General features: G+C 57.1%; 16 protein-coding genes and 1 tRNA gene. 12 read left to right on the top strand and 5 right to left on the bottom strand.

Features of this window, described 5'->3' with window-relative positions:
- The first annotated feature begins 2 nt into the window (after positions 1-2).
- Entirely contained in the window at positions 3-1,031 is a 1,029-nt protein-coding gene (locus ACWKWM_RS22845; RefSeq protein ID WP_483848311.1) for a nucleoside hydrolase, read from the top strand.
- Positions 1,032-1,038: 7 nt separating this feature from the next.
- Here the strand turns inward: ACWKWM_RS22845 and ACWKWM_RS22840 are convergent, their stop codons facing one another.
- Positions 1,039-1,236 (bottom strand): hypothetical protein, encoded by a 198-nt coding sequence (locus ACWKWM_RS22840; RefSeq protein WP_483848310.1) that lies wholly within the window; start codon positions 1,234-1,236, stop codon positions 1,039-1,041.
- Between the two features lie 374 nt (positions 1,237-1,610).
- On the opposite strand from ACWKWM_RS22840, the gene ACWKWM_RS22835 reads away from it, so the two are divergent.
- On the top strand, positions 1,611-1,937 hold the full coding sequence (locus tag ACWKWM_RS22835; RefSeq protein ID WP_483848309.1) for an I78 family peptidase inhibitor: 327 nt from the start codon (positions 1,611-1,613) through the stop codon (positions 1,935-1,937).
- Between the two features lie 61 nt (positions 1,938-1,998).
- Here ACWKWM_RS22835 and ACWKWM_RS22830 read toward each other — a convergent pair whose 3' ends face one another.
- Together ACWKWM_RS22830 and ACWKWM_RS22825 are read right to left on the bottom strand one after the other, a co-directional pair.
- Positions 1,999-2,211 (bottom strand): cold-shock protein, encoded by a 213-nt coding sequence (locus ACWKWM_RS22830; RefSeq protein ID WP_007905882.1) that lies wholly within the window; start codon positions 2,209-2,211, stop codon positions 1,999-2,001.
- Between the two features lie 296 nt (positions 2,212-2,507).
- Entirely contained in the window at positions 2,508-2,822 is a 315-nt protein-coding gene (locus tag ACWKWM_RS22825; protein ID WP_483848308.1) for a hypothetical protein, read from the bottom strand.
- 395 nt (positions 2,823-3,217) lie between these two features.
- Between ACWKWM_RS22825 and thrS the strand changes: the two genes are divergently transcribed.
- The 10 genes from thrS (at position 3,218) to ACWKWM_RS22775 (ending at position 11,948) form a co-directional block, all read left to right on the top strand.
- Positions 3,218-5,140, top strand: a complete 1,923-nt coding sequence (gene thrS, locus ACWKWM_RS22820) for a threonine--tRNA ligase (protein WP_483848307.1) — start codon at positions 3,218-3,220, stop codon at positions 5,138-5,140.
- Positions 5,140-5,691 (top strand): translation initiation factor IF-3, encoded by a 552-nt coding sequence (gene infC / locus ACWKWM_RS22815; protein ID WP_206078248.1) that lies wholly within the window; start codon positions 5,140-5,142, stop codon positions 5,689-5,691. Before thrS ends, infC begins: the two co-directional genes overlap by 1 nt.
- Positions 5,692-5,751: 60 nt before the next feature.
- Positions 5,752-5,946 carry a 50S ribosomal protein L35 gene (gene rpmI, locus ACWKWM_RS22810; RefSeq protein WP_483836673.1) on the top strand — a complete coding sequence of 65 codons (195 nt, stop codon included), beginning with the start codon at positions 5,752-5,754 and terminating at the stop codon, positions 5,944-5,946.
- Between the two features lie 27 nt (positions 5,947-5,973).
- Positions 5,974-6,330 carry a 50S ribosomal protein L20 gene (gene rplT, locus ACWKWM_RS22805; protein ID WP_056839923.1) on the top strand — a complete coding sequence of 119 codons (357 nt, stop codon included), beginning with the start codon at positions 5,974-5,976 and terminating at the stop codon, positions 6,328-6,330.
- A 105-nt stretch (positions 6,331-6,435) separates the two neighbouring features.
- Positions 6,436-7,452 (top strand): phenylalanine--tRNA ligase subunit alpha, encoded by a 1,017-nt coding sequence (pheS, locus tag ACWKWM_RS22800; protein ID WP_483848306.1) that lies wholly within the window; start codon positions 6,436-6,438, stop codon positions 7,450-7,452.
- Positions 7,453-7,488: 36 nt separating this feature from the next.
- Entirely contained in the window at positions 7,489-9,867 is a 2,379-nt protein-coding gene (gene pheT / locus ACWKWM_RS22795) for a phenylalanine--tRNA ligase subunit beta (protein ID WP_483848305.1), read from the top strand.
- Positions 9,868-9,870: 3 nt separating this feature from the next.
- Positions 9,871-10,173 (top strand): integration host factor subunit alpha, encoded by a 303-nt coding sequence (gene ihfA / locus ACWKWM_RS22790; protein ID WP_483848304.1) that lies wholly within the window; start codon positions 9,871-9,873, stop codon positions 10,171-10,173.
- Positions 10,154-10,510, top strand: a complete 357-nt coding sequence (locus ACWKWM_RS22785) for a MerR family transcriptional regulator (RefSeq protein ID WP_483836670.1) — start codon at positions 10,154-10,156, stop codon at positions 10,508-10,510. Before ihfA ends, ACWKWM_RS22785 begins: the two co-directional genes overlap by 20 nt.
- 88 nt (positions 10,511-10,598) lie before the next feature.
- Positions 10,599-10,675 (top strand) — tRNA-Pro (locus ACWKWM_RS22780).
- Between the two features lie 1,054 nt (positions 10,676-11,729).
- Positions 11,730-11,948, top strand: coding sequence for a hypothetical protein (locus ACWKWM_RS22775; protein WP_483848303.1), 219 nt, complete (start codon positions 11,730-11,732; stop codon positions 11,946-11,948).
- Between the two features lie 102 nt (positions 11,949-12,050).
- On the opposite strand, the gene ACWKWM_RS22770 is transcribed toward ACWKWM_RS22775, so the two are convergent.
- Positions 12,051-13,385, bottom strand: a complete 1,335-nt coding sequence (locus ACWKWM_RS22770; RefSeq protein WP_483848302.1) for a Gfo/Idh/MocA family protein — start codon at positions 13,383-13,385, stop codon at positions 12,051-12,053.
- Positions 13,386-13,541: 156 nt separating this feature from the next.
- Positions 13,542-16,109 (bottom strand): PAS domain-containing protein, encoded by a 2,568-nt coding sequence (locus ACWKWM_RS22765; protein WP_483848301.1) that lies wholly within the window; start codon positions 16,107-16,109, stop codon positions 13,542-13,544.
- Between the last annotated feature and the right edge of the window lies 1 nt (position 16,110).

The following is a 16,110-nucleotide window of genomic DNA, read 5'->3' as shown; positions in this document are numbered from 1 at the left end:
TTATGCAGTCCGTTGGTTTTTATGTTTCTCGTCTGATCAGGAGTGTGCTTGTTGTGATCATCATCGGTGCCACTGCCGCCCAGGCAGCCGAAAAACGCAATCTGATCATCGACACCGATCCCGGCGCCGATGATGTGGTGGCGCTGTTGCTGGCACTGGCGTCGCCTGATGAGCTGAATGTGATGGCAATCACCACTGTGGCCGGGAACGTGCGAGTGGATAAAACTTCGCGAAATGCGCGGCTTGCCCGGGAATGGGCGGGGCGCGAAGACGTTCCTGTCTATGCCGGTGCCGGCAAGCCGATGGTGCGTACGCCGATCTACGCCGAGAACATTCACGGCAAAGAAGGGCTGCCGGGGATCGACGTTCACGAACCCGCAAAAGGACTGGCTGATGGCAGCGCCGTGCAGTACCTGATCGACACCTTGAGCAAGGCTGCGCCTCACAGCATCACCGTGGCGATGCTTGGTCCGCAGACCAATCTGGCGCTGGCGCTGATTCAGGCGCCGGAAATCACCCAAGGCATCAAGGAAGTGGTGGTCATGGGCGGCGCGCATTTCAACGGCGGTAATATCACGCCAGTGGCTGAATTCAACATCTTCGCCGACCCTGATGCTGCGAAAGTGGTGCTTGCCAGTGGGGTAAAACTGACTTACGTGCCGTTGGACGTGACCCACAAGATTCTCACCAGCGAGCAGCGCCTCAAACAGATCGAAGGGTTGAATAATCAGGCGGGCAAACTGGTCGGCGCGATTCTGAACGAGTATGTCAAGGCGGATATGGTGCACTACGGCTTGTCCGGCGGCCCGGTGCACGATGCGAGCGTGATTGCCTGGCTGCTCAAGCCTGAACTGTTCAGTGGCAAGCCCGTTAATCTAGCTATTGATAACCGAGAAGGGCTGGGAATGGGCCAGACCGTGGCCGATTGGTACGATACCTTGGGACAGGTCAAGAACGTGTTCTGGGTCGAGGACGGCGACGCTCAAGGCTTTTTCAACCTGCTGACCGAACGTCTCGCGCGCCTTAAATGACTGTCGCTCAGGCTTCGGTTGAGACCTCGACCGTATAGCGCAGCAGCATTTGGTTCATGAAGGCCTGGGCGCCGCGGGTGCCCAGCTCTTTCACCAGCAGATCGATCGCGATGATCGCCAGCTCTTCTGCACTTCCCGGACTATGGGCGCAATGGCCCTGTGGCCATTTGGCCTTGATGTCAGCATCAATCGATACGACTGCCATGATCTCTCGTCTCTCTCTGGTGTCTCTAAGGTCGTTTTCGGGGCGGCTAACCCCTGACGTTCAACCCCCGGACTTGAGCGGTGGCGTCAGGCGAGGCAGTAAACCATCTTGGGCCTGATTTCGCACTGATACTTAGGCATGAGTTGTCGGGCATCTCGCGGTTGGATAGGGGGCGACGTTGGAGTTGCTCATTCTGACCCGTTTGGATGATGAAAACGTTTTGTGACGATTTGAGCGCTCACCCATCCGCTGGCTGGGGCAGACTCCGCCGCTGATGAGTGTCATCGGCTCCCTATTCAGTTTGCTGCGATTGCAACAAAGCGTGGCGAGCGCGGTCGCACAGGTTCTGGTTTACGTAAATGCAAGGAGATTGTATGTCCTGGAAGTTAGCCCCAACGGCGCTTGTACTCGCAACAGCGCTAATGGCAGGGTGCAGCAGCACTTCTGAATCGTCGGGTGACTCAACCCAAGATTCCACCGCAGTCGCCAGCGGTCATTCGCGCTGTGATGCATCGGCCGCGCAGTTCACAGTCGGCAAGCCTGCATCGCCGGCTTTGCTGGAACAGGCCAAGGCCAAGGCTGGCGCGCAAACGGCGAGGGCGCTTGGGCCAAACGACATGGTGACTCTGGAGTACCGGTCTGACCGGCTCAACCTCAACACGGATCAGGCAGGCAGTGTGACCCGCGTCAACTGTGGCTGATCACCGATATGCAGGCATAAAAAAACCCCGTCAGTGACGGGGTTTTTTTAGAACGCGTGGATTACTCCGCGCGAACCTGAGCAGCTTGCATGCCCTTTTGGCCTTTCTCAGCCACGAAGGAAACGGTTTGGCCTTCTTTCAGGCTTTTGAAACCGTCGCTTTCGATAGCTTTGAAGTGTACGAACAGGTCATCACCGCCACCCTGTGGAGTGATAAAGCCGAAGCCTTTTTCATCGTTGAACCATTTTACGGTGCCGGTTTGGCGATTAGACATGGTGTATCTCCAAGAACATAATTTTTTCAGTAGTACTGTGCTGCTCAGGCCAACTGGGCACACCGGGCTATCATAGTCGAATTGTGCGAATGCAGAACTTTTTCAGTAAGAACTTTGCGCAACTGGCCGAAATTCATACGCAGAAATGATTTGTCGGCACCGGTTTGTAACTGCGGATTTCGAGGAGCGACATCCTTGCTGTTCGACTGAACACCTTGTATTACGCGGCCTTCACGCTTAGATGCCTGCAAGCGGAATCAACGTCGTCGGCCAAAATCCGCAGAAGTGTAAATTTTTTACTTTTTGCCCGGAAGGCAGTGTTCCCCTACCGCTTTTTGCAGTCGAGCAGTCAGTTCGGTGCTCGGTGGAGTATTGGTGTCATTGAGCGAGGCGATCTCCTTGTCAGTGAAACTCTTGTTGATCTGCTGTGCACCGCACTCGCAATGGCTCTGAACCGCTTTCGCGTCCATTCCGGGGTTGTTCTGACCAGCAGCGGCCGCGCATTCATTCATATAGGTGGTTTTGGTCTTGGCATCCATCGCAGCATGAGCGCTCATCGGCAGGGCCAATGCCAGCGGCGTGAGCAGGGCGACAACACGTAGAAGATTCATTGTGGTTTCCTTCTCTTATATGGCTGCCTGATCGACAGCCTTGAACGGGGGTCACGGATAATCTGACGGCAATGAATGCAGCCAGTTCACCCGGTGAAGGATTCTTGACTGCGCTGTCGACGCTTTAATTCGCGTGCAGACGCCTGCGACCTGCCTGCGCAGCGGGTAGCTGTGCTAGGATGCGCGTCCTGCGGATTTGCTCAAACGTTGCGAGTGGTTGTTTCGCTCGGCGCAGACTCATTTTTTTTAATCGTTAATTCCAGTCACTCTGGTTCGGTCATTGGTTGGCCTTCGGGCTCCTGCCACTGTGAGGCAGGCACACCGCCGAATCGCGTACTGGCTCTATCCCACCCACGTGACCTTTGGTAGGGGTCACCACTAGGAGAGGAGGCGCCATGCCCACCATTACTCTTCCCGACGGCAGTCAACGCTCTTTCGATCATCCGGTCTCCGTAGCCGATGTCGCGCTATCCATTGGCGCTGGTCTGGCCAAGGCCACCGTGGCCGGTAAGGTCAACGGCCAACTGGTCGATGCCAGTGACCTGATAGAGGCCGATGCAACGCTTCAAATCATCACCCCAAAAGATCAGGAAGGCCTGGAGATCATTCGTCACTCCTGCGCTCACTTGGTCGGTCATGCCGTCAAGCAGTTGTACCCGACTGCAAAAATGGTCATTGGCCCGGTCATCGATGATGGCTTCTATTACGATATCGCTTATGAGCGCCCGTTCACCCCAGACGATCTGGCGGCGATCGAGCAGCGCATGCAGCAGTTAATCGAGAAAGATTACGACGTGATCAAGAAGGTCACGCCGCGTGCTGAGGTGATCGAGGTGTTCAGCGCCCGTCACGAAGATTACAAGTTGCGTCTGGTCGAAGACATGCCAGAGCAGCAGACCATGGGTCTGTACTACCACGAAGAATACGTCGACATGTGCCGTGGCCCGCACGTGCCGAACACTCGTTTCCTCAAGTCTTTCAAGCTGACTAAGTTGTCCGGCGCCTACTGGCGTGGCGATGCCAAGAACGAGCAACTGCAGCGCGTTTATGGCACCGCGTGGGCTGACAAGAAGCAACTGGCAGCTTACATCCAGCGCATCGAAGAAGCTGAAAAGCGCGATCACCGCAAGATCGGCAAGCGCCTGGGCCTGTTCCATACCCAGGAAGAAGCGCCGGGCATGGTGTTCTGGCACCCTAATGGCTGGACGTTATACCAGGTGCTCGAGCAATACATGCGCAAGGTTCAGCGCGAGAACGGCTATCTGGAGATCAAGACTCCGCAGGTGGTCGACCGCTCCCTGTGGGAAAAGTCCGGGCATTGGGCGAACTACGCCGACAACATGTTCACCACCGAGTCCGAAAGCCGCGACTACGCGATCAAGCCGATGAACTGCCCGTGCCACGTACAGGTGTTCAATCAGGGCCTGAAAAGCTACCGCGAACTGCCGATGCGCCTGGCCGAATTCGGTGCTTGTCACCGTAATGAGCCGTCGGGTGCCTTGCACGGGATCATGCGTGTGCGTGCGTTCACTCAGGACGATGCGCACATTTTCTGCACCGAAGAGCAAATGCAGGCCGAGTCGGCTGCGTTCATCAAGCTCACGTTGGCGGTGTATGAAGATTTCGGTTTTAAAGACATCGAGCTCAAGCTCTCGACTCGCCCTGAAAAGCGTGTCGGCTCCGACGAGTTGTGGGATCGCGCGGAAGCTGCATTGGCCGCTGCGCTGGACAGCGCGGGTTTGCCATATGATCTGCAGCCGGGTGAGGGCGCCTTCTACGGCCCGAAAATCGAATTCTCCTTGAAGGATTGCTTGGGTCGCGTGTGGCAATGCGGTACATTGCAGCTCGATTTCAACCTGCCTGTCCGTTTGGGCGCCGAATTCGTCACCGAAGACAACGGCCGCAAGCATCCTGTGATGCTGCACCGTGCGATCCTCGGTTCTTTCGAGCGTTTTATCGGAATTCTGATCGAGCACTACGAAGGTGCATTCCCGGCCTGGTTGGCTCCAACTCAAGCGGTGATCCTCAATATCACTGATAAACAGGCAGATTTTGCCCTTGAAGTGGAAAAAACTTTGGCGGAAAGCGGGTTTCGTGCCAAGTCTGACTTGAGAAATGAAAAGATCGGCTTTAAAATCCGCGAGCATACTTTGCTCAAGGTTCCCTACCTCCTCGTAATCGGAGATCGGGAGGTTGAAACGCAAACTGTCGCTGTGCGTACCCGTGAAGGCGCAGACCTCGGCTCGATGCCGGTCGCCCAATTCTCGGAGTTTCTTGCACAAGCGGTTTCCCGGCGTGGTCGCCAAGATTCGGAGTAATTATTATTAAGCGTGAAATGAGACAAGATAAACGAGCTGCACCGAAGGCCCCGATCAACGAGAATATCTCGGCACGCGAGGTTCGGCTTATTGGGGCTGAGGGAGAACAGCTTGGGATTGTGTCAATTGAAGACGCGCTTCTTAAGGCTGAAGAGGCCAAACTGGATTTGGTGGAAATTTCCGCCGATGCAGTACCCCCTGTTTGCAAACTGATGGACTACGGCAAATCGATCTTCGAAAAGAAGAAGCAGGTTGCCGCCGCCAAGAAAAACCAGAAGCAGATTCAGGTTAAAGAAATCAAGTTTCGTCCAGGGACGGAGGAAGGGGATTACCAGGTAAAACTACGCAACCTGGTACGTTTCCTGAGTGACGGGGACAGGGCCAAGGTGTCTTTGAGATTCCGCGGTCGTGAGATGGCCCACCAGGAGCTGGGGATGGAGTTGTTGAAGCGGGTTGAGGCTGACTTGCTCGAATACGGCGCCGTCGAACAGCATCCGAAGATGGAAGGACGCCAACTTATTATGGTCATCGCCCCCAAAAAGAAGAAGTGACCACCAGGGCACGGCAGGCCTTGCGGTTATGTTTATCAACTGAATGCGGAGTATCCGAACATGCCAAAGATGAAGACTAAAAGTGGTGCAGCTAAGCGGTTTTTGAAAACTGCTAACGGCATCAAGCATAAACACGCTTTCAAGAGCCACATCCTGACTAAAATGTCGACCAAGCGTAAGCGTCAATTGCGCGGTAGCAGCTTGCTGGCACCGTGTGACGTGGCAAAAGTCAAGCGCATGCTGCGCCTTCGTTAATTTAGTCAAGAATAGAGGAAGTTACTCATGGCTCGTGTTAAGCGTGGCGTCATGGCGCGTAAGCGTCACAAAAAGATTCTGAAACTTGCTAAAGGCTACTACGGCGCGCGTTCACGCGTATTCCGCGTTGCCAAGCAAGCGGTTATCAAGGCTGGCCAATACGCCTACCGTGACCGTCGTCAGAAAAAACGTCAGTTCCGCGCTCTGTGGATCGCTCGTATCAACGCTGGTGCGCGTATCAACGGTCTGTCCTACAGCCGTTTCATCGCTGGCCTGAAAAAAGCGTCGATCGAGATCGACCGCAAGGTTCTGGCTGATCTGGCAGTGAACGAAAAAGCGGCGTTTGCTGCGATTGTCGAGAAAGCTAAAGCCACCTTGGCCTAAGTCCCCGGCAATCACCGGAGCTCTTCTCGAGGTTCGGTGTTAAACGTCATAAATAGGGGAAGAGCCTTTCAAGCTCTTCCCCTATTTCGTATCTGGAGTCTGTAAATGGAAAACCTGGACGCGCTGGTCTCTCAAGCACTTGAGGCTGTGCAAAGCGCTGAAGACATCAATGCCCTGGAGCAAATCCGGGTTCAATACCTCGGCAAGAAAGGTGAATTGACTCAGGTGATGAAGACCCTGGGGAATTTGCCCCCAGAAGAGCGCCCGCAGGTCGGCGCCCTGATCAACGTTGCCAAGGAGCGTGTCACAGAGGTTCTCAATGTGCGCAAGGCGTCGTTCGAGCAGGCGGATCTAGCCGCCAAGCTCGCCGCCGAATCCATTGACGTGACCCTGCCTGGCCGTGGCCAGACCTCCGGTGGTCTGCATCCTGTCACCCGGACTCTGGAACGCATCGAGCAATTCTTCACCCACATTGGCTACGGCATTGCCGAAGGCCCTGAGGTGGAAGACGATTACCACAACTTCGAGGCGCTCAACATCCCAGGCCATCACCCGGCCCGGTCGATGCACGACACCTTTTATTTCAATGCAAACATGCTGTTGCGCACGCACACCTCGCCGGTGCAGGTTCGGACCATGGAATCGCAAAAGCCGCCGATCCGCATTGTCTGCCCAGGCCGCGTGTACCGCAGCGACTCCGATATTACTCACTCGCCGATGTTTCATCAGGTTGAAGGCCTGCTGGTGGATCGCGACATCAATTTCGCCGACCTCAAAGGCACCATCGAAGAATTCCTGCGTGTGTTTTTCGAAAAGGAACTGGCTGTGCGGTTCCGCCCTTCGTACTTCCCGTTCACCGAGCCTTCTGCTGAAGTCGACATGGAATGCGTGATGTGCAGCGGCAAGGGCTGTCGCGTCTGCAAGCAGACCGGCTGGCTGGAAGTCATGGGCTGCGGCATGGTTCACCCGGATGTATTGCGCATGTCCGGTATCGACCCGGAAGAATTCCAGGGTTTTGCTTTCGGCATGGGTGCAGAGCGTCTTGCCATGCTGCGTTACGGCGTCAATGATTTGCGCCTGTTCTTCGACAACGACTTGCGGTTCCTCGCGCAATTTCGCTAGGTCGCATGCCCGTAACGAATCTTTCAGGAGAGCAGGATGAAATTCAGTGAACAATGGTTGCGTGGCTGGGTAAGCCCGCAAGTATCCCGCGACGAGCTGGTTGCTCGTCTGTCGATGGCCGGCCTTGAGGTCGATAGCGTCACGCCAGCTGCAGGTGTATTCAGCGGCGTAATCGTCGGCGAAGTGCTGAGCACAGAACAACACCCTGACGCTGATAAACTACGCGTTTGTCAGGTCAGCAACGGCTCGGAAACCTTTCAGGTTGTCTGCGGCGCGCCCAATGTGCGCCCCGGCCTGAAGATCCCATTCGCCATGATCGGCGCCCAATTGCCGGGCGATTTCACAATCAAGAAAGCCAAACTGCGTGGCGTTGAGTCCAACGGCATGCTGTGCTCTCAGTCCGAGCTGAATGTCGGAGAGGGCAACGACGGGTTGATGGAGTTGCCGGCAGATGCGCCGGTAGGTCAGGACTTGCGTGTGTATCTGGAGCTCGACGACGCCAGTATCGAAGTCGATCTGACGCCCAATCGTGGCGATTGCCTGTCGGTGGCCGGCTTGGCGCGTGAAGTCGGCGCGTTGTACGACGCCGTGGTGACACGTCCGGCGATTACCCCAGTGCCGGCGGTCCACGATGAGGTGCGTCCAGTTGAAGTGCTGGCGCCTGCCGCTTGCCCGCGTTACCTGGGCCGCATCATTCGTAACGTCGATCTGTCGCGCCCGACGCCGTTGTGGATGGTTGAGCGTCTTCGCCGTTCCGATGTGCGCAGTATCGATGCCGCTGTGGACGTCACCAACTACGTCATGCTCGAATTGGGGCAGCCACTGCACGCATTCGACCTCGCGCAGATCAATGGCGGCATCCGTGTGCGTATGGCGGAGGAGGGCGAGAAGCTCGTTCTGCTTGACGGTCAGGAAGTCAGTTTGCGTGCCGATACGCTGGTGATCGCCGACCATCAACGTGCGCTTGCGATCGCTGGCGTCATGGGTGGCGAACACAGCGGCGTCACGGCCACAACTCGCGATATTTTCCTTGAAAGCGCGTTCTTCGACCAAATTTCCGTTGCTGGCAAAGCCCGTTCCTATGGCCTGCACACGGATGCATCGCACCGCTATGAACGTGGCGTCGACTGGCAATTGGCCCGTGAGGCCATGGAGCGTGCAACCGGTCTGCTGCTGGAGATCACGGGGGGCGAAGCTGGTCCGGTCATCGAAACCGTCAGCGAGAAAGATTTGCCATCCGTGGCCCCCGTCGTTCTGCGCGCCGATCGTATCGAGCAGATGCTGGGGCTGAAGATCGACAGCGGTGAAGTGGAGCGCTTGCTTACTGCACTGGATCTGAAAATTTCATCGGATGTAGCAGGCCAATGGCTTGTTGTCGTGCCAAGTCATCGCTTCGATATCACGCTTGAAGTCGATCTGATCGAAGAGCTGGCTCGTCTGTATGGCTACAACCGTTTGCCGGTTCGTTATCCGCAAGCGCGTTTGGCCCCGCAAGCCAAGGCTGAGTCTCAAGGCGATCTTCCTGCACTGCGCCGTCTCTTGGTAGCGCGCGGTTATCAGGAAGCGATCACGTATAGCTTCATCGATCCCAAATGGTTTGAGCTGTTCAGCCCAGGTGTCGAGCCGCTGCTGCTCGCCAATCCAATCTCCAATGACATGGCGGCGATGCGCGCTTCGCTGTGGCCTGGTCTGGTCAAGGCTTTGCAGCACAACCTCAACCGCCAACAGGATCGCATTCGTCTGTTCGAAAGCGGCCTGCGTTTCGTAGGTCAGCTTGACGGATTGAAGCAGGAGCCGATGTTGGCGGGCGTGATTTGCGGGAGCCGTCTTCCAGAGGGTTGGGCGCAAGGTCGCGATACCGTCGACTTCTTCGACGTCAAGGCTGATGTTGAAGCGGTATTGGGCTTTGCTGGCGCACTCGACGATTTCACTTTCTCCTCAGGCCAGCACCCCGCATTGCATCCGGGCCAGACCGCGCGCATTGAGCGTGACGGTCGTGAGGTCGGCTTCATCGGCGCGCTTCATCCTGAGCTGTCGAAGACGCTGGGGCTGGATCGTCCTGTGTTCGTCTTCGAGCTGGTGCTGGCCGATGTTGCGAAGGGCCGTCTGCCTAAATTCCGCGAGTTGTCGCGCTTTCCTGAAGTGCGTCGAGACCTGGCACTCATAGCTGATCGCGACGTCGCTTCCAGTGCTGTGCTGGAAGTTATTCGTGAAAATGCAGGAGAATGGATCACGGACCTCACGCTATTTGATGTTTATCAGGGTAAAGGTATTGATCCGCATAGAAAAAGCCTTGCCGTTGGCTTGACCTGGCAACATCCATCGCGCACTCTTACTGACGATGAGGTAAATGCTACGACGCAGCAAATTCTCACCTCGCTTGAGGAAAGGTTAAACGCCACGTTAAGGAAGTAGCGTATGGGGGCTCTGACGAAAGCTGAGATGGCCGAACGTCTGTACGAAGAGCTAGGCCTGAACAAACGAGAAGCCAAGGAACTGGTTGAGCTGTTCTTTGAGGAAATCAGGCATGCTCTGGAAGATAACGAGCAAGTCAAACTGTCCGGATTCGGTAATTTTGACTTGCGAAATAAACGCCAGCGGCCGGGTCGGAACCCAAAGACCGGGGAAGAAATCCCCATTACGGCTCGCCGTGTGGTCACCTTTCGCCCAGGGCAGAAATTGAAGGCCCGAGTTGAGGCTTATGCTGGAACCAAGTCATAACGACGAGCTACCGCCCATTCCAGGCAAACGCTACTTCACTATCGGTGAGGTCAGCGAGCTCTGCGCGGTCAAACCGCACGTTCTGCGATACTGGGAGCAGGAATTCCCTCAACTCAACCCGGTCAAGCGACGCGGAAACCGCCGGTATTATCAACGCGAAGACGTTTTGATGATTCGGCAGATCCGCGGTTTGCTCTATGAGCAAGGCTTTACCATCGGCGGCGCGCGATTGCGCATGACCAATGGTGAAGAGAAGGACGATACCCAGCAGTACAAGCAATTGTTCCGGCAGATGATCGTCGAGCTGGAAGATGTTCTGGTGGTTCTGGGCAAATAGTGTCAGCCCGGATACTTCCATAATTCAAAAGCTTAGGGTATATTCCTCGAAGTTTTCGCAGGTCGCGAAAGCTGATTCACGCCTTCGTCGGGGCGTAGCGCAGCCCGGTAGCGCACTTGCATGGGGTGCAAGGGGTCGAGTGTTCGAATCACTCCGTCCCGACCATTTATTCTGTAGACGGCTCAAGCACTTACGGTGTTTGAGCCGTTTTCATTTCTGGCCTCATAATCAAAATAAATTCACGACGTCAGCCCGGAATCTTCCTGATCTCGAGGTCTGCAACCACATCGGACTAGATAATGTCTTCGTGGTCCTTCTGGTAATTCCGCGTCATCCCCTCTGTTAGATGCCCCGCGATTCTGTGTCCCGCACCAGACGATGAAACTCGCTGATCTTCACCAGCCTCAAGCGTGACTGAACTGACAAACATGTTCCTGACGGCGCCGGCGGAAGAATAAAGGCCGTTAACAATGCAGCAACAACAAAGTGGTTCTTCAGATTGAAGTGTTCGATGAACATGCGGATCGGGTAATGGCCGAAGTCGAGGCGCTAGGCCTTAGAACGATTCATGCAATTTACCCCGATCGATACCTCACCAACATGACAGACGCCGAGCTTGGTATCGAGGCGGAGAGTAGAGCATAGGCCTGGGTAAACTGGAGGGTGTTTGTTCGGCATGACGCTTAGGACTGAGGTGTAGGCCGGCCCTCTTGCATCCGGTGCAAGGGGCCAGCGTTTGAATCAATTCCCTCCGAGCCTGAGTTTGAATTTGTCCGTCGGCCACCATGACCAGGACGGGCGCGGGGAGTAGCAGCCAGGTTGATTGGGTGGGGTTGCATCACATCTGACCGTATAGCCATTGCTGCCGATTTCCCTGCCTCCTTCGCCGGTCCCGCGTTCGCTATACGAAGCGCATCCAACGAGCAAACCTAAGATCAAGAGAGTGAGCGTGTATTTCATAGTGCCTCCGTGCGGTAAAGGCATAGCTTAAACCGAGAGGCCCGCGCGTGAGCGAGATTTTTAAACATCTGCAGATACAGCGCGCAAACAGGGGAAAAGCATCATGCGGACTCAGCAACTTCGAGCCGCGGTGAGCGGGGATCATTCATTTGGCTTGAAGGTGATTTGCCGTTTATCCGGGTGAATTGAATTTAGTGGCGAGGCGCGTACTCCATGAATAATGGAATCGGCTACCGATTGCTAAGCCAAGGACCACCTTATGCAATCTGCCGATGATTTCCGCTTCGCCTCCCACAAGCTTTTGCTAGCGCTCGACGCGTCCACGATTGAGATGATGAAGCTGGTTGCCATCTCGGCAATGGGGACGGCCGAATGGTTTGACGTGGTGCGTTTACATCAAGCCTCTTTCACCGCGCTGCATTTGCATTTGCAGGATTCCGGGCAGATTCCCGATTCATTTGCGCAAGGCGTTGGATAACAAGACTCAGGCCAAGAGCGGCGGCAGCCAGTCCTCTGTAGCCCTGCGCTGCGCCCCCCCCTGCGGCCTAAAGCGCAATTGCAGCTCACAAGGGGCGGCCAATCAGTCTTTGGACGGCGCTGTCCCCCGAAACGCATCCACCTGCTGCACCCGCTCCAGTTGCACGGGTTTGCCGATACGTGCCGATTCGTAGATGGCCTCCATAATGCGCTGGTCCTGCAATCCCTCTTCTCCGGGCGTCCAGGGCTGCTTACCGTTTACGACGCACTCGGCGAAATGGTCCATTTCAAGGGCGAACTGATTCTTTACCTTGGTGGTGATCTGCTCGATACCCGGCGCGACGAATTCGTCGGTATCCGCAGCGATGCGGCTGCGTTTGAGTTGCAGGCCCTGGTAGGCAAACGCGGGGTCCATGTCAGCCCAGCCTTTTTCACCCAGCACCCGGTAACGCTTGGAAGTGAAGGTCGCGTAGCTGGACGTGCATTGCACCCGCACGCCGCTGGGGAAGCGCATTTGCCAGAGAATCGCTTCCTCGACTTCAGCGAAGCGCGCATCGCCTTCGCTGCTGTACTGACTGGCGCACACTTCGACCGGCTCCTCACCCAGCAGAAAGCGCGCCGTGTTCAGGCAGTACAGGCCGATGTCCGGCAGCGCGCCGCCACCGGCCAACGCTTTCACATGGCGCCACTGGTGGATGTTCTCCCTGGACTGATTCTGACAGTTGGCCATGTCGATAAGCTTGATCTTGCCGAGCGCGGAACCCTCTCGCACCCAAGCCATGACTTGCCGGTTCAACGGTTCGTACTGAATGCGGTAGGCAATCATCAGCAGGCGATTGGCGGCTTTGCAGGCATCGATCATCGCCTGGCAATCGGCAACCGAGGTCGCCATCGGTTTTTCGCATAACACGTGTTTGCCTGCGTTGGCGGCCCGCACCGTGAACCCTCGGTGCAGTGCATTGGGCAAGACGATGTACACCGCTTGCACGTTCGGGTTATCGCGCAGTTGGTCGAAGGTCTGATAGTTGTAGAGTGAGGTGTGCGGTACGTCGTACATGGCCGCGACACGTTTGGCCTTTTCAGGGTCGCCACTGACCAGCGCAGTCACCCGGCAGCGTTTGGAGGAGGCCAAAGCGGGCATGATTTCCTCCAGACTCAACCGCCCCAGCCCAACGATAGCGATCCCTACGCGCCCGTCCTGCCCAAGCTGCACTGGCATCTCGGACTTTTCGGTTTTGTCTTCCTGCATTGCTGGCAATTTCACCGGCTTGGGCAAGTCTTTAACGGGGGCTGAGGCGGTGGTTTCGGTAGCGGTGGCGGCCTGCGCCCAGGCTGATTGTCCGGCCAGGCCGAGGACGCCGGCGGCAGCAACGGCGGATCCTGTCATGCGCAGAAACAGGCGGCGTGGTGGGAGACTGTCGGGAATGTTCGTGTCCATCAAGGCGATCCTGAACGGGGGATTTGCCTATAGAAGTACAGCCGCGGGTATCGGTTCCGACTATCGGCCCAGTGACGGGAAAGTCCGAGTCAGGCGCCGCCGCTCCGCGCGATTCAGGTGTTCAACCTGACCCGCCCGCCGCCGAGGAATACAGGCCTATATCGACCCTGCGTTCAACAGCTCTCGGACCTTGGACACGAGTCCTTCAATCGCAAACGGTTTGGTCAGCACGAGCATCCCGGGTTCGAGGTAGGCGTTATCTACCGCGGCGTTTTCGGCGTAGCCGGTGATGAACAGGGTTTTCAGCCCAGGACGGACTTCCCGACCCGCGTCGGTCATCTGTCGTCCATTCATGCCGCCAGGCAGGCCGACATCGGTAATCAGCAGGTCAATGTGAACGTCGGAGCGCAGCACTTTAAGCCCGGCGATGCTGTCGGCCGCTTCGATGAGGGTATAGCCGAGATCGCCCAGCACCTCGGTCAGCAATACCCGCACTGTGGGCTCGTCGTCGACGATCAGGATCGTCGCGCCAGTCTCCGCAAACGGGGCCAGGGTGTTGACGGTTTCGTCAGAATTTTGCGCCGGTTTTCCATGGTAGCGAGGCAGGTAAATGCACATGGTCGTGCCTCGACCCACTTGGGAGTCGATGCGCACCTGTCCGCCGGACTGCTTGGCAAACCCGTAGATCATCGAGAGACCCAGCCCCGTGCCCTGGCCGATGGGCTTGGTGGTAAAAAACGGGTCGAATGCCTTGGCGATGACATCGGGCGCCATGCCGGTACCGGTGTCTGTGACGGAAAGGGACAGGTATTGCCCCTCAGGCAAGTCGTGGGCATGGGAGGTTTCGGAATCCATCGACCGATTGGCGGTTTCGATAATGATGCGTCCGCCGTTTGGCATCGCATCCCGAGCATTGATGCACAGGTTCAGCAGCGCGTTTTCCAGTTGGCTGGCATCGACCAACGTCGGCCAGAGCGCGGCTTGCGCGACCGTTTCCAACAGGATGCCGGGGCCGACTGTGCGCTGAATCAGCTCGGTCATCCCTTCCATCAGCGAGTTGACGTCGGTAGGGCGAGGATCCAGCGTCTGACGCCGGGAAAACGCCAAAAGCCGATGGGTGAGCGCCGCCGCACGTTTTGTCGCGCCTTGGGCGGTCCCGATGTACTTACTGATGTCATTGAATCGGCCTTGGGCGATGCGTGCGGCCATCAGCTCCAGAGCGCCCGAAATACCCGCCAAGAGGTTGTTGAAGTCGTGTGCCAGGCCTCCGGTCAGTTGCCCCACCGCTTCCATCTTCTGCGACTGACGCAGCTTCTCCTCGGCCTGCATGAGTTCAGCAGTACGTGCAGCCACGCGTTGTTCCAGGGTATCGTTGAGCGTGCGCAATGCCTCCGTTGCCCGGTCTCGCTGGGCTTCGACCGAGCGCCGTTCATCGATATCGATCAACACGCCGGGGAAGCGCAGCGGCGTGCCATCGCTGGCGAAGTCGACACGCCCGTTGGCCTCGATCCAGTAGTATTTTCCGTCCGCGCGACGCACCCGGTACTGGTGGGAATAGGCGCCGCCACGGGTCATCACTTCATCGATGGAGGTCGTCAGTTGGTCTCTGTCGTCGGGGTGCACGGTCGCGGCGACTTGCACGAAACTCAGGCCATCCAGGCCCAAGGCAGGGTTCAGGCCAAAGACCTGGGCAAAGGCTTCGTCCACCGTGAAGCGATCCGTGGGCAGGTCCCAGTGCCAGGTGCCAATGATCGCGCCGGCGGCGAGGGCAAGTTGCACGCGCTCAACGTTTTCGCGAGACAGCGCCTCGCTCACGCGCAGTCGTTCCGCCGCCTCCCGGCGCTCGGTGACGTCGCTGAAGAAGATCGCGATCTGCCGCTCAACGGGGTCGCCCACCCGCACCGCGCGAACGTCAAACCAACGTTCGAAGGCCTTCGCGTAACTTTCGAAGTTTGCCGATTCGCCAGTCTTCGCCACATGCCCATAAGTCTCGAACCAGAAGCTTTCCAGGTCCGGCGCAAACTCGGTGACCCATTTGCCTTGCAGATTGACTCCGGCCTGACGCTCGAACGCAGGGTTTGCTTCGACGAACCGGTAGTCCACGGGGCGATCGTCGGCATCGAACTTGACCTGAACAATGGCAAACGCCGCTTCGATGGTTTCAATGATTTTGCTGAAGCGCTCCTGGCTTTGACGTAACGCGGTTTCGGCGCGGTGGGTTCGGCTTAAATCGAGCATCGCGCCGATAACGCGAACCGCCTGGCCGTCGGCGTCGCGGATAACGTGTCCGCGGTCGAGCACTTCGGCGTATGAGTCATCCAGGCGTCGGAAGCGATATTCGTCGCTCCAGGCTTCGCCGCCGCCATCAATAACAGCGTGTATTGACGTTTCAACGCGCGCGCGATCCTCCGGGTGAATCTGGGCAATCCACCATTGGCCAGTGGTCTCAACGGTCGCCAGGGCGTGACCGTAAGCCTCTTCGAGTGCCTCGTTCCAGGTCACGTAATTAGCGGTCAGATCCCAATCCCAGATGGCGTCGTTGGTGGCCTTGACCGCCAGACGGTAACGTTCCCGGGTTTCCTCGATTGTCGCGACAACCGAACGCCAGTCTGTCTGCTCCGTCCGCGCCGGGCCGCAGTGGTGCGCAGGATGCTGTGCAACAGTGGTCGCAGCCGGCAGCGCAGGCTCGGCATGATCGGCATGATCGGCAAAATGGCGGGACATG

The organism is Pseudomonas rosaeacicularis, from assembly GCF_057128745.1.
The sequence above is the reverse complement of the archived record's forward strand: the minus strand, read 5'-3'. Positions and strand labels throughout refer to the sequence as shown.

Bases quoted from the DNA above. Each gene is read 5' to 3' on its own strand.
- ACWKWM_RS22825 (WP_483848308.1), bottom strand. From the start codon at position 2,822: ATGAATCTTCTACGTGTTGTCGCCCTGCTCACGCCGCTGGCATTGGCC.
- thrS (WP_483848307.1), top strand. From the start codon at position 3,218: ATGCCCACCATTACTCTTCCCGACGGCAGTCAACGCTCTTTCGATCAT.
- ACWKWM_RS22785 (WP_483836670.1), top strand. From the start codon at position 10,154: ATGCTGGAACCAAGTCATAACGACGAGCTACCGCCCATTCCAGGCAAA.
- pheS (WP_483848306.1), top strand. From the start codon at position 6,436: ATGGAAAACCTGGACGCGCTGGTCTCTCAAGCACTTGAGGCTGTGCAA.
- ACWKWM_RS22840 (WP_483848310.1), bottom strand. From the start codon at position 1,236: ATGGCAGTCGTATCGATTGATGCTGACATCAAGGCCAAATGGCCACAG.
- ACWKWM_RS22770 (WP_483848302.1), bottom strand. From the start codon at position 13,385: ATGGACACGAACATTCCCGACAGTCTCCCACCACGCCGCCTGTTTCTG.
- ACWKWM_RS22835 (WP_483848309.1), top strand. From the start codon at position 1,611: ATGTCCTGGAAGTTAGCCCCAACGGCGCTTGTACTCGCAACAGCGCTA.
- ACWKWM_RS22845 (WP_483848311.1), top strand. From the start codon at position 3: ATGCAGTCCGTTGGTTTTTATGTTTCTCGTCTGATCAGGAGTGTGCTT.
- rplT (WP_056839923.1), top strand. From the start codon at position 5,974: ATGGCTCGTGTTAAGCGTGGCGTCATGGCGCGTAAGCGTCACAAAAAG.
- ihfA (WP_483848304.1), top strand. From the start codon at position 9,871: ATGGGGGCTCTGACGAAAGCTGAGATGGCCGAACGTCTGTACGAAGAG.
- ACWKWM_RS22775 (WP_483848303.1), top strand. From the start codon at position 11,730: ATGCAATCTGCCGATGATTTCCGCTTCGCCTCCCACAAGCTTTTGCTA.
- ACWKWM_RS22765 (WP_483848301.1), bottom strand. From the start codon at position 16,109: ATGTCCCGCCATTTTGCCGATCATGCCGATCATGCCGAGCCTGCGCTG.
- ACWKWM_RS22830 (WP_007905882.1), bottom strand. From the start codon at position 2,211: ATGTCTAATCGCCAAACCGGCACCGTAAAATGGTTCAACGATGAAAAA.
- rpmI (WP_483836673.1), top strand. From the start codon at position 5,752: ATGCCAAAGATGAAGACTAAAAGTGGTGCAGCTAAGCGGTTTTTGAAA.
- pheT (WP_483848305.1), top strand. From the start codon at position 7,489: ATGAAATTCAGTGAACAATGGTTGCGTGGCTGGGTAAGCCCGCAAGTA.